At 23.2% G+C, this 24,427-nt stretch carries 28 protein-coding genes and 4 pseudogenes; 12 read left to right on the forward strand and 20 right to left on the reverse strand.

Annotated features, from left to right (window positions below):
• Positions 1-18 precede the first annotated feature (18 nt).
• From AACK95_RS07140 to AACK95_RS04775, 4 genes and pseudogenes are all read right to left on the reverse strand, one after another.
• Positions 19-144: pseudogene (locus AACK95_RS07140) on the reverse strand (IS256 family transposase); the annotation flags it as partial.
• 142 nt (positions 145-286) lie between these two features.
• Positions 287-1,525 (reverse strand): IS256 family transposase, encoded by a 1,239-nt coding sequence (locus AACK95_RS04765; RefSeq protein ID WP_338981036.1) that lies wholly within the window; start codon positions 1,523-1,525, stop codon positions 287-289.
• 82 nt (positions 1,526-1,607) lie between these two features.
• The gene (locus AACK95_RS04770) at positions 1,608-2,261 is read right to left on the reverse strand and encodes an IS30 family transposase (RefSeq protein WP_338979642.1); all 654 of its coding nucleotides are present in this window, start codon (positions 2,259-2,261) and stop codon (positions 1,608-1,610) included.
• Positions 2,262-2,364: 103 nt separating this feature from the next.
• Complete coding sequence (locus AACK95_RS04775; protein WP_338979644.1) at positions 2,365-3,663, reverse strand: hypothetical protein; 1,299 nt, start codon at positions 3,661-3,663, stop codon at positions 2,365-2,367.
• Positions 3,664-4,049: 386 nt separating this feature from the next.
• Here AACK95_RS04775 and AACK95_RS04780 point away from each other — a divergent pair, with 386 nt between their 5' ends.
• Together AACK95_RS04780 and AACK95_RS04785 are read left to right on the forward strand one after the other, a co-directional pair.
• Positions 4,050-4,244, forward strand: coding sequence for a helix-turn-helix domain-containing protein (locus AACK95_RS04780; RefSeq protein ID WP_338979555.1), 195 nt, complete (start codon positions 4,050-4,052; stop codon positions 4,242-4,244).
• An 87-nt stretch (positions 4,245-4,331) separates the two neighbouring features.
• Entirely contained in the window at positions 4,332-5,000 is a 669-nt protein-coding gene (locus AACK95_RS04785) for an IS30 family transposase (RefSeq protein ID WP_338981038.1), read from the forward strand.
• A gap of 19 nt (positions 5,001-5,019) precedes the next feature.
• On the opposite strand, the gene AACK95_RS04790 is transcribed toward AACK95_RS04785, so the two are convergent.
• The 7 genes and pseudogenes from AACK95_RS04790 to AACK95_RS04820 form a co-directional block, all read right to left on the reverse strand.
• Complete coding sequence (locus AACK95_RS04790) at positions 5,020-5,727, reverse strand: ABC transporter ATP-binding protein (RefSeq protein ID WP_338979646.1); 708 nt, start codon at positions 5,725-5,727, stop codon at positions 5,020-5,022.
• 112 nt (positions 5,728-5,839) lie between these two features.
• A pseudogene (locus AACK95_RS07145) lies at positions 5,840-6,395 on the reverse strand (hypothetical protein).
• Between the two features lie 2 nt (positions 6,396-6,397).
• Entirely contained in the window at positions 6,398-6,604 is a 207-nt protein-coding gene (locus AACK95_RS04800) for a site-specific DNA-methyltransferase (RefSeq protein ID WP_338981040.1), read from the reverse strand.
• Positions 6,605-6,617: 13 nt separating this feature from the next.
• Entirely contained in the window at positions 6,618-7,235 is a 618-nt protein-coding gene (locus AACK95_RS04805; protein WP_338979649.1) for a site-specific DNA-methyltransferase, read from the reverse strand.
• Positions 7,236-7,366: 131 nt separating this feature from the next.
• A complete protein-coding gene (locus AACK95_RS04810; protein WP_338979651.1) occupies positions 7,367-8,464 on the reverse strand; it encodes a nicotinate-nucleotide adenylyltransferase in 1,098 nt (365 codons plus the stop codon).
• Positions 8,464-9,363, reverse strand: a complete 900-nt coding sequence (locus AACK95_RS04815; protein WP_338979653.1) for a deoxyribonuclease IV — start codon at positions 9,361-9,363, stop codon at positions 8,464-8,466. Before AACK95_RS04815 ends, AACK95_RS04810 begins: the two co-directional genes overlap by 1 nt.
• Positions 9,364-9,382: 19 nt before the next feature.
• Positions 9,383-10,741 carry a DEAD/DEAH box helicase gene (locus AACK95_RS04820; RefSeq protein ID WP_338979654.1) on the reverse strand — a complete coding sequence of 453 codons (1,359 nt, stop codon included), beginning with the start codon at positions 10,739-10,741 and terminating at the stop codon, positions 9,383-9,385.
• 283 nt (positions 10,742-11,024) lie between these two features.
• Between AACK95_RS04820 and AACK95_RS04825 the strand changes: the two genes are divergently transcribed.
• The 4 genes from AACK95_RS04825 to AACK95_RS04840 all read left to right on the forward strand — a co-directional run bounded on the left by AACK95_RS04825 (position 11,025) and on the right by AACK95_RS04840 (position 14,106).
• On the forward strand, positions 11,025-11,519 hold the full coding sequence (locus AACK95_RS04825; RefSeq protein ID WP_338979657.1) for a hypothetical protein: 495 nt from the start codon (positions 11,025-11,027) through the stop codon (positions 11,517-11,519).
• 69 nt (positions 11,520-11,588) lie between these two features.
• Complete coding sequence (locus tag AACK95_RS04830; RefSeq protein WP_338979659.1) at positions 11,589-12,104, forward strand: hypothetical protein; 516 nt, start codon at positions 11,589-11,591, stop codon at positions 12,102-12,104.
• A gap of 191 nt (positions 12,105-12,295) precedes the next feature.
• Positions 12,296-12,676: a hypothetical protein gene (locus AACK95_RS04835; protein WP_338979661.1), complete on the forward strand. Its 381-nt coding sequence runs from the start codon at positions 12,296-12,298 to the stop codon at positions 12,674-12,676.
• A 191-nt stretch (positions 12,677-12,867) separates the two neighbouring features.
• Positions 12,868-14,106, forward strand: coding sequence for an IS256 family transposase (locus AACK95_RS04840; RefSeq protein ID WP_338981042.1), 1,239 nt, complete (start codon positions 12,868-12,870; stop codon positions 14,104-14,106).
• On the opposite strand, the gene AACK95_RS04845 is transcribed toward AACK95_RS04840, so the two are convergent.
• The gene (locus tag AACK95_RS04845; RefSeq protein WP_338979663.1) at positions 14,093-15,133 is read right to left on the reverse strand and encodes an Mbov_0401 family ICE element transposase-like protein; all 1,041 of its coding nucleotides are present in this window, start codon (positions 15,131-15,133) and stop codon (positions 14,093-14,095) included. The genes AACK95_RS04840 and AACK95_RS04845 overlap by 14 nt on opposite strands.
• 286 nt (positions 15,134-15,419) lie before the next feature.
• Between AACK95_RS04845 and AACK95_RS04850 the strand changes: the two genes are divergently transcribed.
• The 5 genes and pseudogenes from AACK95_RS04850 (at position 15,420) to AACK95_RS04870 (ending at position 18,523) form a co-directional block, all read left to right on the forward strand.
• Entirely contained in the window at positions 15,420-15,695 is a 276-nt protein-coding gene (locus AACK95_RS04850; protein WP_338979664.1) for a hypothetical protein, read from the forward strand.
• A 22-nt stretch (positions 15,696-15,717) separates the two neighbouring features.
• On the forward strand, positions 15,718-15,885 hold the full coding sequence (locus tag AACK95_RS04855) for a hypothetical protein (protein WP_338979666.1): 168 nt from the start codon (positions 15,718-15,720) through the stop codon (positions 15,883-15,885).
• Between the two features lie 57 nt (positions 15,886-15,942).
• Positions 15,943-17,182, forward strand: a pseudogene (locus AACK95_RS04860) (IS256 family transposase).
• Positions 17,183-17,293: 111 nt separating this feature from the next.
• Positions 17,294-17,452: a hypothetical protein gene (locus AACK95_RS04865; protein WP_338979668.1), complete on the forward strand. Its 159-nt coding sequence runs from the start codon at positions 17,294-17,296 to the stop codon at positions 17,450-17,452.
• 120 nt (positions 17,453-17,572) lie between these two features.
• Positions 17,573-18,523 carry an IS30 family transposase gene (locus AACK95_RS04870; protein ID WP_338979395.1) on the forward strand — a complete coding sequence of 317 codons (951 nt, stop codon included), beginning with the start codon at positions 17,573-17,575 and terminating at the stop codon, positions 18,521-18,523.
• On the opposite strand, the gene AACK95_RS04875 is transcribed toward AACK95_RS04870, so the two are convergent.
• The 3 genes from AACK95_RS04875 to AACK95_RS04885 are packed head-to-tail and all read right to left on the reverse strand — an operon-like array spanning position 18,520 to position 20,906.
• Positions 18,520-19,857, reverse strand: coding sequence for a hypothetical protein (locus tag AACK95_RS04875; protein WP_338979670.1), 1,338 nt, complete (start codon positions 19,855-19,857; stop codon positions 18,520-18,522). The genes AACK95_RS04870 and AACK95_RS04875 overlap by 4 nt on opposite strands.
• Positions 19,817-20,560: a hypothetical protein gene (locus AACK95_RS04880; RefSeq protein ID WP_338979671.1), complete on the reverse strand. Its 744-nt coding sequence runs from the start codon at positions 20,558-20,560 to the stop codon at positions 19,817-19,819. Before AACK95_RS04880 ends, AACK95_RS04875 begins: the two co-directional genes overlap by 41 nt.
• Positions 20,511-20,906, reverse strand: coding sequence for a hypothetical protein (locus tag AACK95_RS04885; RefSeq protein WP_338979673.1), 396 nt, complete (start codon positions 20,904-20,906; stop codon positions 20,511-20,513). The genes AACK95_RS04880 and AACK95_RS04885 overlap by 50 nt, the downstream gene beginning before the upstream one ends.
• Positions 20,907-20,929: 23 nt before the next feature.
• Here AACK95_RS04885 and AACK95_RS04890 point away from each other — a divergent pair.
• A pseudogene (locus AACK95_RS04890) lies at positions 20,930-21,190 on the forward strand (transposase); the annotation flags it as partial.
• Positions 21,191-21,289: 99 nt separating this feature from the next.
• Here the strand turns inward: AACK95_RS04890 and AACK95_RS04895 are convergent.
• From AACK95_RS04895 to rsgA, 5 genes are all read right to left on the reverse strand, one after another.
• Positions 21,290-21,541, reverse strand: coding sequence for a hypothetical protein (locus tag AACK95_RS04895; protein ID WP_338979677.1), 252 nt, complete (start codon positions 21,539-21,541; stop codon positions 21,290-21,292).
• Between the two features lie 171 nt (positions 21,542-21,712).
• The gene (locus AACK95_RS04900) at positions 21,713-22,021 is read right to left on the reverse strand and encodes a hypothetical protein (protein ID WP_338979679.1); all 309 of its coding nucleotides are present in this window, start codon (positions 22,019-22,021) and stop codon (positions 21,713-21,715) included.
• Between the two features lie 171 nt (positions 22,022-22,192).
• Positions 22,193-22,855, reverse strand: coding sequence for a thiamine diphosphokinase (locus tag AACK95_RS04905; protein WP_338979681.1), 663 nt, complete (start codon positions 22,853-22,855; stop codon positions 22,193-22,195).
• Complete coding sequence (locus tag AACK95_RS04910) at positions 22,845-23,531, reverse strand: ribulose-phosphate 3-epimerase (protein WP_252319571.1); 687 nt, start codon at positions 23,529-23,531, stop codon at positions 22,845-22,847. The genes AACK95_RS04905 and AACK95_RS04910 overlap by 11 nt, the downstream gene beginning before the upstream one ends.
• 13 nt (positions 23,532-23,544) lie before the next feature.
• A complete protein-coding gene (rsgA, locus tag AACK95_RS04915; RefSeq protein WP_338979685.1) occupies positions 23,545-24,426 on the reverse strand; it encodes a ribosome small subunit-dependent GTPase A in 882 nt (293 codons plus the stop codon).
• Position 24,427: the final 1 nt, after the last annotated feature.

Genomic DNA, 24,427 nt, shown 5'->3' on the forward strand with positions numbered 1-24,427 from the left:
TCTTTGTTTTGCAAAGTACTAGTTCAGATTAATTCTATCTTCAAATTTTATCATAAAATGAGCAATTGCTGTATTTCAATTTTGAATGGGCATTGTTCATTTTTTTGTTATATTTTCAATTGCTAAGTAAAATATTTTGGTAATGTTTAGTAATCTGTGTAACTTTGTTTTGCAAAGTACTAGTTCAGATTAATTCTGTCTTCAAATTTTATCATAAAATGAGCAATTGCTGTATTTCAATTTTGGAGGCTTTTTAGTAATCTGTGTTTCTTTGTTTTACAAAGTACTAGTTCAGATTAATTCTGTCTTCAAATTTTATCATAAAATGAGCAATTGCTGTATTTCAATTTTGAATGGGCATTGTTCATTTTTTTGTTATATTTTCAATTGCTAAGTAAAATATTTTAAAAACTGCCATATCATTTGGAAAAACTTTTTTATTTCTGATGACTTTTCGTAATTGACTATTAACAGATTCAATAGAATTTGTAGTATAAATCACTCTTTTGATTTCTGGAGGATAACTAATAAAAATCATTAAATTATCTCAATTTTTATATCAAGATTTAGCAATTTGAGGATAGTGTTTATTTCATTTACTTTCAAATGATTCTAAAGCTTGCATTGCTTGTTCTTCACTACATGCATTATAAATTGGCTTTAAATCTGTAACTAGTGATTTTCGATGTTTATATGAAACATATTTTAAACTATTTCTGATTTGATGAACTATACATAATTGATGTTCAGTTTTAGGATAAACTGATTGTATTGCTTCTGACATGCCTGTTAAGTTGTCACTACAAGCAATAAGAATATCATTTAAGCCACGATTTTTCATTTCTGTGAAATTTGCTAATCAAAATTTAGCGCCTTCATTTTCACTAATTCATAAACCTAAAACATCTTTTTTACCTTCTAAATCAACACCTAAAGCTATATAAACTGATTTGTTAATAATGCGTTTATCTTGTCGTACTTTAACTACTATACAATCAAAATAAACAATGGGATAAATGCCTTCTAATGGTCTATTTTGTCATGCTTTGACATCATCAATCACATCATCAGTAATTTGACTAATAATACTTTCACTAATATCAACACCATGATATAACTCTTGTAACTGCATTCTAATATCTGATAATGTCATACCTTTTGCATATAAGGAAAGAACTTGTTGATCAAAACCATCAAATCTTCTCTGTCTTTTTGGCACTATTACAGGAGTAAAATTACTATTACGATCTCGTGGTACATCAATCTCAATTTTACCTTGTTGAGTTATTAATTTTTTTGAACTTATACCATTACGAGCATTGTCACTATTACTATGTTGATTTTTTTCATATCCTAAATAATTTTGCATCTCAGAATTCAACATTTTTTCAACTAAACGTTTTGTTAATTCTTTATATAAACCCCCTTCTTTAAAAACTGTTGTTAAATCTTCAGTATTTTCTAATAATAAATCTACTGCTTTTGATATTGGATCATTATTATTAAAGTTATCTTTTTTAGCCATCTGTAACTCACTCTTTCTAGTCATTTAATTATATTTACTAGAATTAATTAAACATAGTTATTTTTGTAAGTTACACAGATTACTAAACATTACCATGATTACTGACATTTTTATTAATAACTTTAGTAGTTCTGTTTTTAACTAATATTGCTAAAGTAAATCGTGATACTCTTTCAACTAAAGTTATTAAACATGATTTGCTTTTGCCTCTTGATGATACTATAGTATCTCCTTCTCAATGACCAAGTGTTATACGATCATTAACATTTATATCTCGTTCTTTAATTGATTTACCATTAAACTTGCCACGATTTTCTTTAGATTTTCGTTTTTTACCTTTTCTTCTTAAATTTTTACTAGTAACTTTATCAAGCATTCCAAAATAAATTCAAGTATAAATTGTTTTAAAACTAATAACTCACTCTTTATGAAAATTTTTAATTCTGCCATAAATTTGTTCAGGTGATCAACCTAATAGTAATTTTTGTTGTACATATTTTACTAAATTCTTATTTTTAAACTTATGAAAACTAATATGTGATTGTTTTCGATTTTCAGCTTTATTTTGTGCAATTAATGAAAAATAATGATTATTATCTTTATTTCTATTAATTTCTCGAATAATAGTACTAATACTTCGATTAAGATTTTTAGCTATTTCACTAATTTTAAATTTAAATTTCAATTGATTCTCAATATAAATCCTTTCATCTATGCCAAGATATTTATAACTCATATAAAAACTCCTTACTTTTTTCTAAACTAAATTTAGCATTATGAAATTTTTATATGAGAATTTTTTGCAATTTTATTTACTTGCACTTACAAGTATAATTCAGCTATTGAAAACTAATATTATCTAAATCAATTGCTAAACTACAACCAGCAATTAAATTTGGTGATGAAGTAACACGTGCATTTCATTGATAATAAATATTATTATCATCATGGTATACATAAAGTTCAATAATTGGAAGTTGAATAATAAGATCAGAAATTGCTACAACATTATAAGGATTTTGTAGTTCATATTTAATATTTTTATTAGTAGTAATATTATTAGTATCACCAGTAAGATTATTATTTTCTTTATATGTACCCATATTATTAATTGATAGTTTAGAATTATTAAAATTAAATTTAGGATAAAGTTGTGAAAATTGTTCTCAATTTTTTGCATATTTAGTTCAATTTAAAACGATTTGTTGATTACTATTTTTTAATCAATCATTTTTATTAATATTGCTAAAGTCTTCTTTATAATGATAGTTAATATTTTGATTTATATTTTGGACATTTCATTTTGTATAGTAAATTGCTACTAAGTTATTATCATTATCAAAAATAAAATTTAATGAGTAATCTTTTATATTTAGGAAAAGAGGTGAATTTTTAATAAAGTTAAAGATATTAGTATTTTCAACAATTAAGTTAATAATATTATTTGTTAATTGGTTACTAATTAGTTTGTTTAAACTGCTTTTATTAATGAATTGTTGGCTGATATTATAAGCTATTGCTAAAGAAATTTTATTATTAATAGCAGCATCAGCAATGTAATATAATCCTAAGTTCTCACTAAGATTGTTATTATTTTCAATTCTAGAAGCACCAGCAATGTTAGAAATATCAATATTTTGTTCAAGACCACCAAATTGTAAATATGTTCAATTATTGTCACCAATAAAATTATTTTGTTGATATTCGCTAAAATTGTAAGCATCAGAATAATTAGGATTGCTTTTAAGTGATGTTACTTTCTTCTTGGTAATCATTTCTTGTTTTGTATTTTCAATATCTGATTTATCTTTATTAGGAATAGTAACTTTGGTATTATAAACTAGATTTCCAGTTGTATCTACTAAGAAGACGTTTCTAGCATTGGTAAAAGTATAACTTTTTAATGCTGAAGTATCATAACTATAAAATTTATGATCGGTTGTTGATTGGTTAGTAATTCAGTCACTATTATTTAAATATTGATATTGATTATTAAATAATGATGTTTGATTAGCTGTGGCGTTTGCTTTTTGTAAATCATTTTTGCTAGTATTAAAGTGATTCACACTAGTTAAAATAGTGGTACTTGTTGCTAGTGAAAAAATACCAACTGTTAAAATATTTATTGTTTTTCTCATATTTTATACCTTTAAAGTTAATATATAATTTTAATGATGATATAAACTTTATATCTTTATTAAAATTATAACGATATTAAACTATCGTTATTTATATTATAGTACTTTTAGTGAAATTCTACAATGAATTTTAAAGGATGGTAAAGTTTTTATTTTGGTAGATTTGCTTTTTAATTCATAAGGAATTCTAAAAAAATTTATGAATTGTTTTTAGAATTAATTGGTATATTAATTTCATTTTCATAATAAAAAACTCTTGTTTAAAAGAAAAATTATAAAATTGCTGAATTATACTTGTAAGTGCAAGTAAATAAAATTGCAAAAAATTCTCATATAAAAATTTCATAATGCTAAATTTAGTTTAGAAAAAAGTAAGGAGTTTTTATATGAGTTATAAACATCTTGGCATAGATGAAAGGATTTATATTGAGAATCAATTGAAATTTAAATTTAAAATTAGTGAAATAGCTAAAAATCTTAATCGAAGTATTAGTACTATTATTCGAGAAATTAATAGAAATAAAGATAATAATCATTATTTTTCATTAATTGCACAAAATAAAGCTGAAAATCGAAAATAATCACATATTAGTTTTCATAAGTTTAAAAATAAGAATTTAGTAAAATATGTACAAAAAAAATTACTATTAGGTTGATCACCTGAACAAATTTATGGCAGAATTAAAAATTTTCATAAAGAGTGAGTTATTAGTTTTAAAACAATTTATACTTGAATTTATTTTGGAATGCTTGATAAAGTTACTAGTAAAAATTTAAGAAGAAAAGGTAAAAAACGAAAATCTAAAGAAAATCGTGGCAAGTTTAATGGTAAATCAATTAAAGAACGAGATATAAATGTTAATGATCGTATAACACTTGGTCATTGAGAAGGAGATACTATAGTATCATCAAGAGGCAAAAGCAAATCATGTTTAATAACTTTAGTTGAAAGAGTATCACGATTTACTTTAGCAATATTAGTTAAAAACAGAACTACTAAAGTTATTAATAAAAATGTCAGTTATTATTTATCAATTCTTCCTAAAAACATTGTTAAAACTATTACTTTTGATCGTGGCAAAGAATTTTCAAATTGACAACAACTTGAAAAAAATTTAGATGTAAAAATTTATTTTGCCAATCCATATTCACCTTGACAAAGAGGTACTAATGAAAATACTAATGGTTTAATTAGAGAAAAATTTCCTAAAAAATTTATTTTTTCAAAAACTAATAAAAATGAAGTTTATAAATTTATATTGTCTTTAAATCAAAGACCGAGAAAAATATTAAATTATCTTTCACCAATCGAATATTTGGATAGAAAAATAATTTAGTTGCACTTACCTTTACAATTTAGCGTTCATTAGAAAATCTTTTATTTTCACTTTTTTCTGTAGCATTACTTTTAATTAAAGTAATAGTATTTAGTCGATCAGTAATATCAGCATTAACTTCAGTATAAACTTTTCTTCATTTATAGTTTAAATAACGAATAATTTGAACATTTAATACTGATATTATTAAAATTGATAAAACAATACCTAAAACAATTAATGATAATTGTCAATTTAAAGAAAAAATAACGTAAATTGAACCAAAAAAAGTCACAATTGAACTAAGCATAGTTAAAGGAATAGATTGCATATTTTCACCAATAACACTAGTATCACTAATTAGTTTTGTTAAAGTGTCACCAATTTTGCGATCTTCATAATATGACATATCTAAATCTAGTAAATCTTTTAAAACTTTATTTCGATATTCAATTTCAACTTTAACACCAATGATGCTTCCTGTTAAATTACGAAAGTACATAAATAATCCTGATGCAATTTGTAAACTAATTAAAATATAAGCTAAAGTAGTAATTTTTTCTCATTGAAAACTATCGGGGGTAGCTAAAAAATTATTAGTAATTTTAGGAATAATCACTGAAATTATTGAAGAAGCAATAGTAGTTAGTATTGCAATTAGATAAAGTAGTGGATATTTTTTAAAGTATTTAATAACTGCGCTTAAGAAACCACTTTTTTTTATTTTTAATTCATTATAATCAGTCATGCTTTTTTTTATTTTTGCTGTTGTTTTTTCTTTTGTCGGCGAAGCAGTAATTTTTGTTTTATTTTTTTGGACATAATATTTGATCTCCTTATTAATAATTTATTTTTATTTGTTATAGTGGTAAACCCAATTCTTTTAATGGAATATAATTAAAAAAATAACGACAATTACTATCTATTATATAATTTAAAGTATCTTTATATTCTGGTTTTTTAAATCAATCACTTAATAAATATCAGTATTCAATTTTGCAATTTAATATTGATAAAAGTTTTTGTCATTGTTTTCTTTTAAAATCACAAGTTTGTAGTTTTTCATCAACACTTCCAGCAACATTTTGTGTTTTAATTTCAATAATGAAAAAAGTATTATTCTTATATACAAAAATACTGTCATCTGGTAGTAATTTTTTTGATAAAAAGTAATTTCAGTTTAAATTGTGGTGTTTTTTCTAAATAAACATAGATTGCATGTTTTTTGAAAATATTAGCAACATGTTCTCCCATATAAAACAATTCAAATGCATCATTTCTTTTTAAATTGTGAATTCCAATCATATTTTTAATTTCATAATTTTCCTGTTTTTTAAAAAATGAATATAACTCTTTTTCTCCTTCAAAAGCGAGACCAGTTTTTGTATTTGCACCACCGATTCCATTTTTAACCATTATTATCATCCAATCTTTTTTTTTGCTAGATTAAAATATTCAATATTATTTTCAATTCCTATGAAATTTCTATTGTGTATTTTACATGCAAGACCAGTTGTGCCACTGCCCATAAACGGATCTAAGACAATATCATTTTCATTAGTACAAACAATTATAATTCTTTTTAAAAGATCTAATGGTTTTTGTGAAGGATGTTTACCATAAATTTTTTCAAATGGTTTAGGGGTGGTTTATTGCTCAAACACTTCGCATTTGCTTATCTTCATTCTTAAAATTATCTTCTTCTCATTTAGAATATTTCATATCTTTGTAATTAAAAACATGTTTAGAATTACTATCTTTTTTTGCTCATATTAATGTTTCATGACTAGCAGTAAAATTTCTACAACCAATATTAGGTGTACAATTAGGTTTGTATCAAACTATGTCATTAAGAATGTGAAAATTTAGTTCTTGTAAAATAAAACCACAAATATAAATAGAATGATAAGTTCCAGTAATTATTAAAGTTCCATTTGGTTTTAAAATTTTTTTGCATTCTTTAATTCATTTTTGATGAAATTTATAATTTTCAAGAAAACCTTTACTTTTATCTCATTCACCTTTATTAACAGATGTTCTTTTGCCAGCGTTAACACTATAACCATTATTTGATAAAAAATAAGGTGGATCGATAAATATAAAATCAACTAATTCATTTTTCATTTTTTTCATTTCAACAAAACTATCTCCAAAAATAAGATTTATTTTTTTAATTTGATTTGAATTTGAATTATCTATTTTAAGTTTAATTGTTTTTCCATTTTTGGTTTCTAATTCTTTACTCACTAAACTCATTATTAGTACTCCTTAGTTACAATTATTTGTTTATATTATTACAATACTATTTAGTTTATTATACTTCCCTTTTCTTTAATATTATATATTAAATAATTAATAAATAAGTATTTTACTGTAGATACTATTTGTTAATTTTTATTACTTCACGTTTCATATATTGTTAAAAACTTATTATTTAATGGTTTTTTTTGTTCTAGTAAATGCTTTTTTAAAATTTCTAGATAGTATTTAAAAGCAACAGTTAAATCTTGGAAGGCAAGTTTTCTTAATTCTTCAACATAATAATGGTTACGTTCAATTGATATTTTATCTGCTAATAATACTATTAATTCTAAAGGTTTCATTTCAGTTGAACCAGTAGTATGTTTAGCAATTGCATGAAGAACTAAATCATCATGGTACTGATAATGATTTTTTAAATACAATGCTGCTACATAACCATGTCAAATTGGAAATGGTTCTTGTAAAATTTCTTTATTATATTTTGTTAAAAATTTAGTCATTTTATTTTTACTTCATTGTTTGCAAAGGTCATGATAAGTTCCTCCAATTAGGGCTTTATTAGCATCTTCGTTATAATGGATTGCTAATTTAACAGCCATTTTACCAACATTAATACAATGTTCAGTTCTATTGTTATCCAAATTTGCTTTTAAACGCTCATAACTATATATTAAATTATTGTTAATATAATTATTAATTTTTATATCAATTTGATTAATAATTTCACCATTTCTAATTTTGGCAGAGCTAATATCACTACTTGGTCGAACTACTAAATTTTGACACTTGTATTTTGACATTAGTTCTAATGTTTTACGATAATGAGGGCGATTAACAACAATAATTTTAACTAAATTAATTAACTGTTCAATTCCTTGTCATTTATTTAAGGTATATAAATTATCAGAACCGATAATAAAAAAGAATTTGTGATTTGGATAGTTTTCAATAAAGTAGTTAATAGTATTAATAGTATAACTAGGTTGTTTACTTGTTAGTTCATAATCATTTAATTTTATTCAAGAATAGTTTTTAATAACTAAATTAATCATATCGACTCTTTGTTGATCGCTGGCACTGACACTGTCTTTTAACGGATTTTGTTTTGTTGGTAAAATTCAAACTTCATCAAGTGAAAGTTTATGATAAGCTGTATTTGCAATGTTTAAATGTTGATTATGAAATGGATCAAAAGTTCCACCAAAAATGCCAATTCTTTTCATTATTTGCTAGTTCCTAATGATTCTAAAATTTCTTTATTATATTTTTTTGTTCTTATCATTTTAATTTCATGTAAATAAGGTGGATGTCCATTAATTCATGGCGTTTCTAAAATTTTTATTTTAGTAAGCAACAATGGATGATAAATAATGTTAATTAAAGTTTGAAAACCAAGGTAACCCATTCCTAAGTTAGCATGACGATCTTTATGAGCATTGATTGGGTTTTTAGAATCATTAACATGAATAACTAATAATTTATCTAATCCAATAAGTTGATCAAATTGTTGTATTACTTGTTCTAAATTATTATTAAGATCATAACCAGCATCAGATAAGTGACAAGTATCTCAACAAACACCAATTAGTTCGGGTCTTTTTACATTATTAATAATATATTGAAGTTGTTCAAAAGTAGTTCCTACTTCACTACCTTTTCCTGACATTGTTTCCAAAGCAATTTTTACAGTTTGTTTTTCTAAACATGCTGCATTTAGTCCTTTAACAATTTGATCTAAAGCAGTTTGTGGTAAAGCACCAACAGCGCTACCTGGATGTAAAACCAAAGTTTTAATGCCAATATCTTGACAGCGAATTATTTCTTGTCGTAAGAAATCTACTGCTAATTGATAAGTACTTTTATTAATACTATTAGCCAGATTAATAATATAAGGAGCATGAACAATAAGATTATTAATATTAATATTTTTTTCAATTAGTTTTTCTGTAAATTCTTTAATAAATAATGCTTTGGTTGGTTTACGAATTGTATTTTGTGGAGCACCTGTATAAAACATAAACGTATTTGCATTATAACTTAGAACTTCTTCAAGAGCACCTAATAAATATTTTGGTGCTTTCATTGAAACATGAGATCCAATAATTAATTTGTCATTTTCCATCTTGCTTCCTCTTCCATTATTAATTTTCATCAAAAAGTTTTTTTCTTCTTGCAATTGCTTGTGTTTTTTTAATTTTCTTAATTGATGCTTTAATGTGTTGTTTTCTTGTTTCTTTTTTTATTGCTTCTAAATCTTTATTAAATTTTTTCTTATAACCAGGAGTTACATTTTTATTTTTTTTAAAGCGATTAATAACATATTGCTCTTCTTTATTTCTTTCTATTTTTCGTTTATGAGCAATGATGTTGTCATTAGTAATTTCTGGTAGTAACTTATTATCTTTAATTTTATAGTATTCTATTGGAACGTTTAAATTTTTTAACTTATGAATAGTAGAATTATCACTCTTATCATAAAATACATAAGAAATACCTGAATAGTTAGCTCGTCCTGTTCGCCCTGCTCGATGAAAATAATATTCTAGATTATTTGTCGGTAATTGTAAAGAGATAACATGAGATACCCCTTCAATATCAATACCACGTGCTGCGATATCTGAACAAACAACATATTGATATTCAAAATTTTTAATACGTTTAAAAGTTTGAGAACGTTCTCGTGCTGGTAATCCACCATGTAAGATTGCTACTTTTTTATTTTCTTCAATTAAGACGTTTGCAATTTCTTCAATATTTTCTTTGTTATTAACAAAAATTAAACATAAATAAGGATCAAACATTGTTAATAATAATTGTAGTTGTTTTTTACTATCTTGATGATGACGATTAATAAAAATATGTTGAATTTTTTGAGATTTGTTATCAATACTAATTGTAGTAGCATTAGTAATATATTTTTTTAATCAAGTAACTAGTTGGGGTAATATTGTTGCTGAAAAGGTCATAATTTGAGTATTTTTATTCATTTTAGTAATTAAAAAATCTAAATCTTCCATGAATCCCATATCAAATAACATATCACATTCATCAATAACTAAAGTGTTAGTAGTAGTAATTGCTAACATATTAAGTTCATATAAACATTTTAATCTAGTTGGAGTGCCAATTACAATTTGTGGTTGATTATTACTTAAATTATTACTTTGACGAATAATATCTTTGCCACCCACTAAACAAGCAATGCTAATATTTTGATCTTTGATTAAAGCTTTTAAAAAATTGAACGTTTGTTGAGCAAGTTCACGAGTAGGTGTAATAATAACTGCTTGTGTTACTTTTAAAGTAACATTACAATTATTTAAAATTGGAATTAAATAAGTATGAGTTTTACCACTACCAGTAGCACTTTTAATAATTAAGTTTTTATTAGTTAATGCTAAAGGAATGATTTTGGTTTGGACTGGTGTTGGATTAATTAGTTTTTCTTTTTTTAAATTTTCAATTAGTCATGGTTGTAAATTAAATTGTTGAAATGACATACGTTCACCTTTTTCTTTAATGCAATATTAATATTTTATCTTATTTTTTACTAAGTTCTTTAAAAAATAAGATAAAAAACTTTATTAAAAGTAATAATAATTACTATTTTAATATTTAAGATTATTAATTTTCAAAAAATAAAAAAATACATCAGTAATTTATACAACTAATTGTTTATCTAAATTTCTAATCTAATAAATATAAAATGTCAATAGATTATTTTTAATCATGTAAAATTAACTTAGAAAAAATTTAAGGGCTTAGAAAAGAGGTTTGTAATTTATGTCAGAAGAAGATGAAGAAGAAAAGAAAAAGAAGAAGAAATCAACAAAAATTATTGCTGGTCTTATCGGCTCTGTAGCTTTAATTGGAGCCACCATTGCTGGTGGTATGACAGCTATTGCTGAAACAGAAGGAGAAAAAGAAGAAGAAGAGGAAGAAAAAAATAAAAAAAAATCAAATGGTTCGTTCTCTAAACAATCATCAATTAGTGATAATAAACGAATTTTAGCAGTAATTTTAAAAAGCAAAACAAATTTGCAATTAAAAACTGAAGACAAATTGAAAATGACAAGTCCAGAAACTGTAAAGGAGGTTATTAAAGAGAGACTAATTGAAAGTAATCCACAATCAAATTTAATAAAAGAAAAAATTATTTTAGGTAATTTAAAATATAATAATATGAACATTAAACCAACTACTTTAACAGTTGAAATGACTTATGATGACCCTTTAGTTATTGGAAGTGTAATTTTAAATGTAATTTATCCAAAATAAAAGATAAGAAGAACTTGTTTATAAAATGACGCAAATTTATATATTAAGAAAATTTAGGGGGTTATTTATATGCAAAATAATTTAAATATAATGTTTTTAGTTAATTGATCAGATTTTTCAATAAAGGACTGAATAATCATAGGATTATCAATATTATTATTAATAATAACTTTTATTTTTATTTTAGTTATTTTTCTTTTAAAAAGAAAAAGATTTAAGTTTAAAATAAACAATATTATAAGTGATAATTTAGTAAAAATAGGTAAAAATAATTATAAATTTTCAAGTAGAAATGCTTTTATACTCTTTAATGAAATTAAATCAATAATTTTAGATAAGCGTTATAAGTATTTTTATAAATTTAAAAAGAGATATAAAGATGGTAGTTTAAATAATGAACTTTTTGATATAGTTCAAAAATATTATTTAAAAAATGAAAAAGAATTAAAGAAAAAACCAAAACCTTTATTTGAAAATAAAAAAAATGATAAACCCAGTGATGCTGTTAATAAAAAAGATGATAAAAAAGTTAAATTTGTTTTTGATGATCAAGAAATGACAGTAAAAATTGAAGAAGATAAATAAAACTACTCAACTGAGTAGTTTTATTTATTTATAACTATTTTTTATCTTTTAAAAATATGTATAAAAATTTAACACCAAATATTCTAGATATTATGATATAATTCTTTAAACTTAATTTAAGTTTTCAACTCATTATTTTATTTTTTAAAGTATATGGGTTTTTTATTTTTTTGAAAGGAAGATTAAAAGATATGTATAGTAAAGTTAAAAAAATAAAAAGTATATATAAATTAATTGCTGAAATTAAAGAAGAAATAAAACTTCCAGAAGGATTTGAAGAAAGAAAAATGTACCATGCTTGAGTACAAGAACCACTTTGCAATGTTTTAGATACCACTTGATATCATGAAATTGATATAAAAATTCAAAATATTGAAAAGAGATTAAAAAATAATATTAATAAAACTAGTTTAAAAGAAATCAAAATAGAATTGGAAAAAATAACAAAAGAAATTGATCAAAAAAATGGTTGAGATATAGAAAAAGATAATAATTTTATTGATGAAATAAATAAAATAAGTTTATCAATCCAACATAAAACTAAAATTAATAATAAATTTATAGCAAAATAAAAATAGTTACCAAAATGGTAACTATTTTTCTAAATTAAAAAAGATAATAAAATCAAGAACATAAACTTAATATAAGTTTATAAATACACTATTTATTGGTAATGTTTAGTAATCTGTGTAACTTACAAAAATAACTATGTTTAATTAATTCTAGTAAATATAATTAAATGACTAGAAAGAGTGAGTTACAGATGGCTAAAAAAGATAACTTTAATAATAATGATCCAATATCAAAAGCAGTAGATTTATTATTAGAAAATACTGAAGATTTAACAACAGTTTTTAAAGAAGGGGGTTTATATAAAGAATTAACAAAACGTTTAGTTGAAAAAATGTTGAATTCTGAGATGCAAAATTATTTAGGATATGAAAAAAATCAACATAGTAATAGTGACAATGCTCGTAATGGTATAAGTTCAAAAAAATTAATAACTCAACAAGGTAAAATTGAGATTGATGTACCACGAGATCGTAATAGTAATTTTACTCCTGTAATAGTGCCAAAAAGACAGAGAAGATTTGATGGTTTTGATCAACAAGTTCTTTCCTTATATGCAAAAGGTATGACATTATCAGATATTAGAATGCAGTTACAAGAGTTATATCATGGTGCTTATATTAGTGAAAGTGTTATTAGTCAAATTACTGATGATGTGATTGATGATGTCAAAGCATGACAAAATAGACCATTAGAAGGCATTTATCCCATTGTTTATTTTGATTGTATAGTAGTTAAAGTACGACAAGATAAACGCATTATTAACAAATCAGTTTATATAGCTTTAGGTGTTGATTTAGAAGGTAAAAAAGATGTTTTAGATTTATGAATTAGTGAAAATGAAGGCGCTAAATTTTGATTAGCAAATTTCACAGAAATGAAAAATCGTGGCTTAAATGATATTCTTATTGCTTGTAGTGACAACTTAACAGGCATGTCAGAAGCAATACAATCAGTTTATCCTAAAACTGAACATCAATTATGTATAGTTCATCAAATCAGAAATAGTTTAAAATATGTTTCATACAAACATCGAAAATCACTAGTTACAGATTTAAATCCAATTTATAATGCATGTAGTGAAGAACAAGCAATGCAAGCTTTAGAATCATTTGAAAGTAAATGAAATAAACACTATCCTCAAATTGCTAAATCTTGATATAAAAATTGAGATAATTTAATGATTTTTATTAGTTATCCTCCAGAAATCAAAAGAGTGATTTATACTACAAATTCTATTGAATTTGTTAATAGTCAATTACGAAAAGTCATCAGAAATAAAAAAGTTTTTCCAAATGATATGGCAGTTTTCAAAATATTTTATTTAGCAATTGAAAATATAACAAAAAAATGAACAATGCCCATTCAAAATTGAAATACAGCAATTGCTCATTTTATGATAAAATTTGAAGACAGAATTAATCTGAACTAGTACTTTGCAAAACAAAGAAACACAGATTACTAAAAAGCCTCCACTTTGCACCTTGATTTTCAATACCTTGTTTATTATTTTTAAAATATTGTTTTTTTAATTTTTTATGGTTTTTTAATATTTCATTCATATATTTTATTAACTCATCATATTGACCATTTTCAATAAAATTTCTACAAGTATTATATTCGTTTCAATATTTTCCTTTATTTCCAGCGATTATTCCAACATATAATTTTTTAACTAAATGGAATTTATCTAAAACAAAATTTGCACCTAAATAATCAGCAACTTCTTTAATTCATCCTGCACTATCTCCACAAATAATAATTTTTGCTTGGTCAAAATTTTCAAAAAATCTATTTCCTTGTTCTTTGATAAATTCAGCAGTTTTTTTAACACCAATTGCTGTTTTTGTTGGTCTTATTATTACATCTGCTCTTTTATTAACTAATTTATGATTAACATTATCTGTACAAAATAATACTAAACGCATTGAATATTTACCAGAATTGCGTTTAAATTTTCAAAATTTTCGATGTCCATCATCAATACTAATATAAATAAATTGATTTGGTTCTAATTTTATTTTAGGAACATCTAATTTATTAACTTGATATTCTTGAAATAATCTACTAATACTTGTTGTACTAAATTTTGTTTGCTTCATAGTATGTAAAATATCAACATATCTTTTTCCATCAGCAAAATGTTCAATAACATTATTTTTGATATCCTGACAAGTTATTTTATATTTAGGTAATTCTAATTCTTCATCTAATAAACAAACTCTTACTCATTTTTTTAATTGTTCATCATAATATTTATAATCACAACATTTATAAATAACAAGACCATTGATAGTATTTCTAGTTCTTTCTTTAATTTTAACTGGAATATATTTTCTATCTCTTTCTTTTAATATTCTTCAATCTGTTTTTTCTCATTGATTTTTTATATCATCTCTAAATGATTGATACATTCTTTTTGTTGCTTCTTTTAAAGTTCATAAATAATTAAAACTCATATTTTTTCTCCTAACTATTTTAAAAAAATCTAAATTTATTGTAAATATATTTAAAAAATTAATTTACTTAATTATTATATACATATATAAGTGTAATTTAAAATTAAATAAAAAAACACTTTCATATTTAAAATATAATAAACAATTTCAATATAATTAATAGTATAGGTATCACAAAATAAACGCCTTTAATTTAGGCGTTATTTTGCATTTAAAAGCATACTTGTAAAAATAATCAAAAATAGTACAATTTATAAGTAAAATTAAGGGAAAAGGAGAATAAATTATGATTAACAAAGAAAAAGAATTTTGAAAAAAATATGAACAGCATATCAAAGATAATAAATGTCAGTTTGTAATGTCAAAATTTTGTAATAGGCCTGCTAACAGAAATTGTATAATGTGTGATTATCCTGCTTGTGCCTATTGTTTTAGATTAAAGATGAATGATAGATATTCACGTTTTTGTTTTAATTGTTTAAAAGATACTTTTGAAGAAGAAGATATTGAAAAGTTCATGGATATGCTTTTAACAGACAACAATACAAAAAACTTACATTAATAATAAAAAAAGGAGAATTAAAATGCAAGATAACAAAGAAATAATAAAAAATGTAGAAAATAAAAAAGAAGAAAAAATAAAAGAAATAAATAATTTTAAAAAATGAATTAAAACAAATTATAAAAAAATAATATTATGAACTGCTGTTATAACGGTAATGTTTAGTAATCTGTGTAACTTACAAAAATAACTATGTTTAATTAATTCTAGTAAATATAATTAAATGACTAGAAAGAGTGAGTTACAGATGGCTAAAAAAGATAACTTTAATAATAATGATCCAATATCAAAAGCAGTAGATTTATTATTAGAAAATACTGAAGATTTAACAACAGTTTTTAAAGAAGGGGGTTTATATAAAGAATTAACAAAACGTTTAGTTGAAAAAATGTTGAATTCTGAGATGCAAAATTATTTAGGATATGAAAAAAATCAACATAGTAATAGTGACAATGCTCGTAATGGTATAAGTTCAAAAAAATTAATAACTCAACAAGGTAAAATTGAGATTGATGTACCACGAGATCGTAATAGTAATTTTACTCCTGTAATAGTGCCAAAAAGACAGAGAAGATTTGATGGTTTTGATCAACAAGTTCTTTCCTTATATGCAAAAGGTATGACATTATCAGATATTAGAATGCAGTTACAAGAGTTATATCATGGTGCTGATATTAGTGAAAGTGTTATTAGTCAAATTACTGATGATGTGATTGATGATGTCAAAGCATGACAAAATAGACCATTAGAAGGCATTTATCCCATTATTTATTTTGATTGTATAGTAGTTAAAGTACGACAAGATAAACGCATTATTAACAAATCAGTTTATATAGCTTTAGGTGTTGATTTAGAAGGTAAAAAAGATGTTTTAGGTTTATGAATTAGTGAAAATGAAGGCGCTAAATTTTGATTAGCAAATTTCACAGAAATGAAAAATCGTGGCTTAAATGATATTCTTATTGCTTGTAGTGACAACTTAACAGGCATGTCAGAAGCAATACAATCAGTTTATCCTAAAACTGAACATCAATTATGTATAGTTCATCAAATCAGAAATAGTTTAAAATATGTTTCATACAAACATCGAAAATCACTAGTTACAGATTTAAAGCCAATTTATAATGCATGTAGTGAAGAACAAGCAATGCAAGCTTTTAGAATCATTTGAAAGTAAATGAAATAAACACTATCCTCAAATTGCTAAATCTTGATATAAAAATTGAGATAATTTAATGATTTTTATTAGTTATCCTCCAGAAATCAAAAAAGTGATTTATACTACAAATGCCATTGAATCTGTTAATAGTCAATTACGAAAAGTCATCAGAAATAAAAAAGTTTTTCCAAATGATATGGCAGTTTTCAAAATATTTTATTTAGCAATTGAAAATATAACAAAAAAATGAACAATGCCCATTCAAAATTGAAATACAGCAATTGCTCATTTTATGATAAAATTTGAAGACAGAATTAATCTGAATTAGTACTTTGCAAAACAAAGATACACAGATTACTAAAAAGCCTCGTTATAACTGCACTTTTATTAAGTATAATGTCATATTATAAAACTTATAATTATAAATCATATTTAGGACATGACTATACAGTCTACTGGGGGGGCTGGAACAACAATATGAGAAACTAAAAATTTATATAATGAAAATAAAATAGATTTATATTTTGGTATTAAGCCAACATTTAAAGATGATATAAAATGAAATGGTCAATATCCTGATGGATATTTTGATAATTAAATTTCAATATTTATATGCTGAATTATACTTGTAAGTGCAAGTAAATAAAATTGCAAAAAATTCTCATATAAAAATTTCATAATGCTAAATTTAGTTTAGAAAAAAGTAAGGAGTTTTTATATGAGTTATAAACATCTTGGCATAGATGAAAGGATTTATATTGAGAATCAATTGAAATTTAAATTTAAAATTAGTGAAATAGCTAAAAATCTTAATCGAAGTATTAGTACTATTATTCGAGAAATTAATAGAAATAAAGATAATAATCATTATTTTTCATTAATTGCACAAAATAAAGCTGAAAATCGAAAACAATCACATATTAGTTTTCATAAGTTTAAAAATAAGAATTTAGTAAAATATGTACAACAAAAATTACTATTAGGTTGATCACCTGAACAAATTTATGGCAGAATTAAAAATTTTCATAAAGAGTGAGTTATTAGTTTTAAAACAATTTATACTTGAATTTATTTTGGAATGCTTGATAAAGTTACTAGTAAAAATTTAAGAAGAAAAGGTAAAAAACGAAAATCTAAAGAAAATCGTGGCAAGTTTAATGGTAAATCAATTAAAGAACGAGATATAAATGTTAATGATCGTATAACACTTGGTCATTGAGAAGGAGATACTATAGTATCATCAAGAGGCAAAAGCAAATCATGTTTAATAACTTTAGTTGAAAGAGTATCACGATTTACTTTAGCAATATTAGTTAAAAACAGAACTACTAAAGTTATTAATAAAAATGTCAGTTATTATTTATCAATTCTTCCTAAAAACATTGTTAAAACTATTACTTTTGATCGTGGCAAAGAATTTTCAAATTGACAACAACTTGAAAAAAATTTAGATGTAAAAATTTATTTTGCCAATCCATATTCACCTTGACAAAGAGGTACTAATGAAAATACTAATGGTTTAATTAGAGAAAAATTTCCTAAAAAATTTATTTTTTCAAAAACTAATAAAAATGAAGTTCATAAATTTATATTGTCTTTAAATCAAAGACCGAGAAAAATATTAAATTATCTTTCACCAATCGAATATTTGGATAGAAAAATAATTTAGTTGCACTTACCTTTACAATTTAGCATATATGAAATATTTTCATTATATTTATCAAATAAATTAATATTATTTAAGTTTATTTCTTGTTTATCAGTTTTTAAAATTAAATCATAATTACCAGCACCAAATATACCACTAATTTCAATCCGATTTAAATTATTAATTGGATTTTCAATTTGTAATTCAAATTCATTAATATTATCAATTTGTGAAATTTCTTTATAAAATTCTAGTTTTGAAAATAATTGAGATTTATTTGAACCATATAAATTTAATATATCTTTAATTTTATCTTTATTAATAATTGTTTTTGTAAAATATTTACCATATTCACCATTACTTAATGTTCAATCAGCAGGAATTAATGACGGAATATTATTGCTTTCAAGTTCATTAGTTATAGATAATCAATTAAATTGATTATCATCTAATTTAAATAATTCATTTTGGCTAATATCATTATTTTTTAATTTAATATTATTAATATCTGTAAAGTCAAAATACTCAGATTTTAACACTACTTTTACATCTTTGAATTTTCAAATTTCTTTATCACTTGGTTTTATAGGACTTGATTTTAATTCGAAATAATAAGGTAATAATATTTTATTATCATCGTTTAATCCTTTATTAATTGATAATGATGAATAAATATATTTTGATAACATAATAAATACTTGTTTAAATATTTGTATTTGTGGTAAAGTTATATAATTTGGATATTCAAACTCTCATTGTTTAAATAAGTTAGTAATTATTTCATCCGGTTTTTGTCCAGAAAATGTATCACGTAATTCTGCCATTTTATTTTTTGCTTTACCTTTATCATCATATTCTGCACCATTAAAATTTCTATTATAATTATATGTATAACTTAACATATCTAATAAAAGTTGTTGTAAACTATCAATTGTTGGCGCATCTTGTATTTCAATTGCTATACTTTTAAATCTATTATTGGTTGCAAGATAAACATATCATCCTTCATTACTATAAGATAAAACTTTTTTATCTTCTAAATGTATTTCGTGTTTTAATGGTCAATTACCATCTCAAACAGCACCCATTTCTCAACCTAGTCAAGTATCAGTTACTCTTGCATTATTAATAACTTCTTTTCTTGTTACAGTACCAGTACTAATTTTAATTAAATCTAAAACTGATTTTTCTTGTCCAATAAATTGTTTTGCTAAATTTCATGGTAAGATTTGTTCACTAAATCATTGTTGTAAAATTCTAACTTTTGGTTGAGTTTCAATAGGCATTGATAATAGCGGAAATGCTATCTTATCTTTAACAAATAACTTTGGGGGTATACTTTTCCATATTGTCAACTTCACCAAGTACCTTTATATTGCCAAAAATCATGCTTCTAGGGGCTTTAATTTTTAAACCAATTACTTTGGTATCTTTATCTAATGGTTTTTGTAATTTAATAATGATTGGATAACCATCTCTTGTTTTAAAATCTTTAATTTTAATAATAGTAATACTTTTAGTACTTCTTGTTTTTGGATTTTGATAAGGTTGAGAATAATTATTTATGATATATAAATTATCAATATTATTTTCAGTTAAAGGTTCATTAATAGATACAGCATATAATTTAAATTGGTTTAATAAATTTATTTCTTGAAATATTAAATTTTTAATATCAGTCATACTATATTCAATAGTATTATCATTAATATTAGTACTTGCTCTTTGATTTAATTGCATAGTAAAGTCTGATGTTTCAACAGCAGTAGTTTTTAAAACTTTATCAATATCAATAAAACCTATTTTAATAGTATTTGCTGAAAATCTTAAACTATTATTTTCATTATTTTTAAATAAACGTTCAATTTCATAAATATATATTGTTCTTTTTTTAAATTCATCATATGCTCTATTAATATCAGGGTCACTAGTTGCACCCATCATATTAGTAAAATCATACGGAATATTATCAATTAAATAATCATTTTCTAATTCTGCTTGATTAAGTTTAGTTTGTTTCTGTGGAAATTTCGTTTGTGGTTTGTTGTTGTTTTCCATTGTTCTCTCCTATTAATTGGTTATTTTCGGGATTAAATAATTTTAATTTAACAGTTAAATTATTAATTTCTTGTTCATCATTAATATTAAATGTTTTACTATTTAATAAATCTTTATCAATTCTTAATAATATTTGAATAAATTTAAGAATATCAATATTAAACTGTCATAATTTTTGTTCAATATAATTAATAGTTGAAATATTTACTGCTGTACTTTCGGGAACTGATTGTTGTGCAGATTTCTTTTGACTTGGTATATGAATACCACAACGTTTAAATATTTCATTAACATTTCAATCGTATATATCAGTTAAATTTTTACCTTTAAAATTACTATTTGTCATATTGATATTTTCGTTTTGTTCATGATAATTTAATGATTTTTATTAGTTATCCTCCAGAAATCAAAAGAGTGATTTATACTACAAATGCCATTGAATCTGTTAATAGTCAATTACGAAAAGTCATCAGAAATAAAAAAGTTTTTCCAAATGATATGGCAGTTTTCAAAATATTTTACTTAGCAATTGAAAATATAACAAAAAAATGAACAATGCCCATTCAAAATTGAAATACAGCAATTGCTCATTTTATGATAAAATTTGAAGATAGAATTAATCTGAACTAGTACTTTGCAAAACAAAGAAACACAGATTACTAAAAAGCCTCAAATTATCTTTCACCAATCGAATATTTGGATAGAAAAATAATTTAGTTGCACTTACCTTTACAATTTAGCATTTAATCCATTATGTTCGCGAATTAATTTATCAAAACTATCCTTACTATATTTATTATTAATTGCTTTAATTTTATTACTTTCTCACATTCCACAAGTCAAAAATTTAAGTGGTCAATGTCACCATCTTCTTGCTAATTGTTTTTCATTTTTGAAATTCAAATTAAAATTATTAATTTGTCCACATATTTTATTTTTAGCTTCTTTTAGTATTTTTAAATCATGTATTTTTTCTTGCATTTCTTTAAAAATTTCATTAATGTCTGAACTATCATATAGTGTTAAATCATCTAAACTTTTAGAACTATCTCTATACTTTATTTTAACTTCTAAATCAGTTTGTGAACCTATTACAAATAACTTATCTTCTGAAGTAGTTAAAACATTACTTAAATCATATTTATATATATTTTAATCTATTGCTAATGCCCCCTTATTTACTTGTGCTTCTAAAAAACTAATAGTTACAGTAAACAAAGATAAAATTGGCATTATTGCTTTATCAGAATATTTTTTAGTACTTTTTCCGCAATTATCTTGAAGATAATTAAGATTTTTAATAACATTAGGAATATCTGCAACCAAAGATATACCTTTTAATTCTTCAATAATTCTTTTAAAATAAGGAATTTGAGTATTATGTTGTTTTTGATATCTTAACTTTATACTTTCAAGTTTTTTTATTAACTCTGTTGCAGATGACATTTTTTCTTTTACCATTTTTTAATTTCTCCTCTTTTAAAAAATAAAAAAACCCATTTATTTTTAATAAAAATAAGGGTTAGAAAACTTATATTAAGTTTATGATTTTTATTATACTATCTTTTTTTTAAGATTTTATTAATATACTTTTGTCATAAAATAATAATTAGTTTTTCTAAATTTTAAAAATTATTTATGTAAAAAAACTAAACATTTTCCTTTTTTAATAATTAGTTTTGGTCTTTCTTCTTTGTTAAATTCATTACTAATAGTTTGCGTACTATTATTAGTAACAGTAATATCTTGATTTGGATAAAACTTACAACCACTAAAATTATAAATTACTTCTTCATTGTCTAAACTAAAAAAAGAAATATATTTATATGTTAATTGTCAATTGTAAAAAATATATTCTGATTTTGCTTTTAGTAAAAAACAATAATTATTTTCACCTAATAAAATTGGGTTAAAACATTCATATTTTTTTAATATATTAATACTAGCAAGTAACATATCCCAACGTATTCCATCACTTACTATCACTATTTGTTGAAAATCAATTTTTTTGGAAATTGCAGTAACTATCGCAAGTTCACTATCAATAAAATCTTTTTCTTTATTAAAAGTAATAATTTCAAAATTATGTATTTTACTTTGATCATTTAAAATCTTTAACTGTTGTTTATTAATGGTATCATTATCACCACAAATAAACTTAATTGGTTTGTTATATTTTAATAATGATAAAACACCAGTTTCAACACCAATAAAAATTGGATTAATAAATTGTTCTCAATTTAAATTATAATCACGACAAACAATTACTAATTGTTTAATATCACTATTTTTCATAATTTGTTAACATCGCAACTTGTTTTTTTACTGAATTATCACTATTTAATAAATAACTACCCGCTACTAGGTAATTAGCACCAGCAGCAATACAATCATTTGCTGTTAAATTATTAATGCCACCATCAACAGCAATTGTAATATTTGGAAAATTATTATCGATATGTTTTACTAACATTTTAATTTTATTAATAGTTAAATCTAAAAAACGTTGTCCACCCGCACCTGGTTGCACACTCATAATTAAAATTGTATCAAGATCTTTCAAATAATCATAAATTTTTGAAATTGGTGTATCAGGATTAATGGCAATTCCTTTTTTAAAACCAGGGTTTTTTCACTGCAGAAATTCTTTTAATTGTTCTTCTGTTAATGCTTCATAATGCAAAGTAATATTTTTAACTTGCGGTAAAATTATAAATGGTTTTAAATAATCACATACTTTTGATGTTGTTATCTTTACCATCATATGACAATCAATATTGATATTAGAACTAAATTTACATACATCACTTAATATTTTTGCACCAAAACTTAAATTTTCAACAAAATGATGATCCATAACATCAAAATGAATTCAATTAATTCCTGCATTTTGTAAATTTAATAAATCATCTTTTAAAGATAGAAAGTTAGCAGTTAAAATGCTAGCGGCAATTGTTACTTCTTTTTTCATATATTACCATCCTTTATTTTAAATTATTAATTTTATTGAATTCTATTAAAATTTTACAATAATCTTCATAAAAAAAACTAGAAATTATTTTATTTGCAACTGCTTTTTTAATTGCACATTCTGGTTCTTGCTGATGTAAGCAAGTACGAAACTTACAATTTTGTCAAATATTAGTAAAACTAGGAAAATTAGTAGCAATATCAATACTACTTAGACCTTGTAACTGAAAGACCGAAAAACCAGGTGTATCTGCAATAATACCATCATGTAAAAAATAAAGGCGAGTTTTAGTTGTGGTATGTTTACCACGATTTAAACTTGTAGAAATATCCTGTGTTCATAATTTTAAATTATTATCCAAACTATTTAAAGTTGAACTCTTTCCCACTCCTGAAGTACCTGTTAATATTGATAACTTGTTTGTAAAAACTTTTTTTAAATCTTCAATACCATTTTTTTTAACATTTGAAATAAAAATTGTTGGTAAATTTAAATTCTGATATGCTTTAACTTTTGTTCAAACTTCATTATCTTTAGTTACCAAATCAATTTTTGTAAATATTAAAATTATTTTTAAATGATAATAATTAAAAATAGTTAATAATTTATTTAATAGAAAACTACTAAGAAAAGGATTAACAAGAGAACTAACAATTAATACTTGATCAACATTAGCAATGCTTGGTCGATATAGTTCATTAAATCGAGGTAAAATTGATTCAACCAAAGGATTTTTATCATCTTTAAAATTAACTTTAACATAATCACCAACTAAAATTTTTGCTGTTTGAAATTTTAAATTTCCTTTGATTAAACAAGAAAAAATTTGATTATCAATTCTTACTTCAACAAAGTTATTTGCAACTCCAATAACTATTCCTTGTTTAAAATTCATA

It is taken from the genome of Spiroplasma endosymbiont of Lasioglossum malachurum (assembly GCF_964020065.1).
In the GTDB taxonomy this organism is placed as follows: domain Bacteria; phylum Bacillota_I; class Bacilli_A; order Mycoplasmatales; family VBWQ01; genus Spiroplasma_E.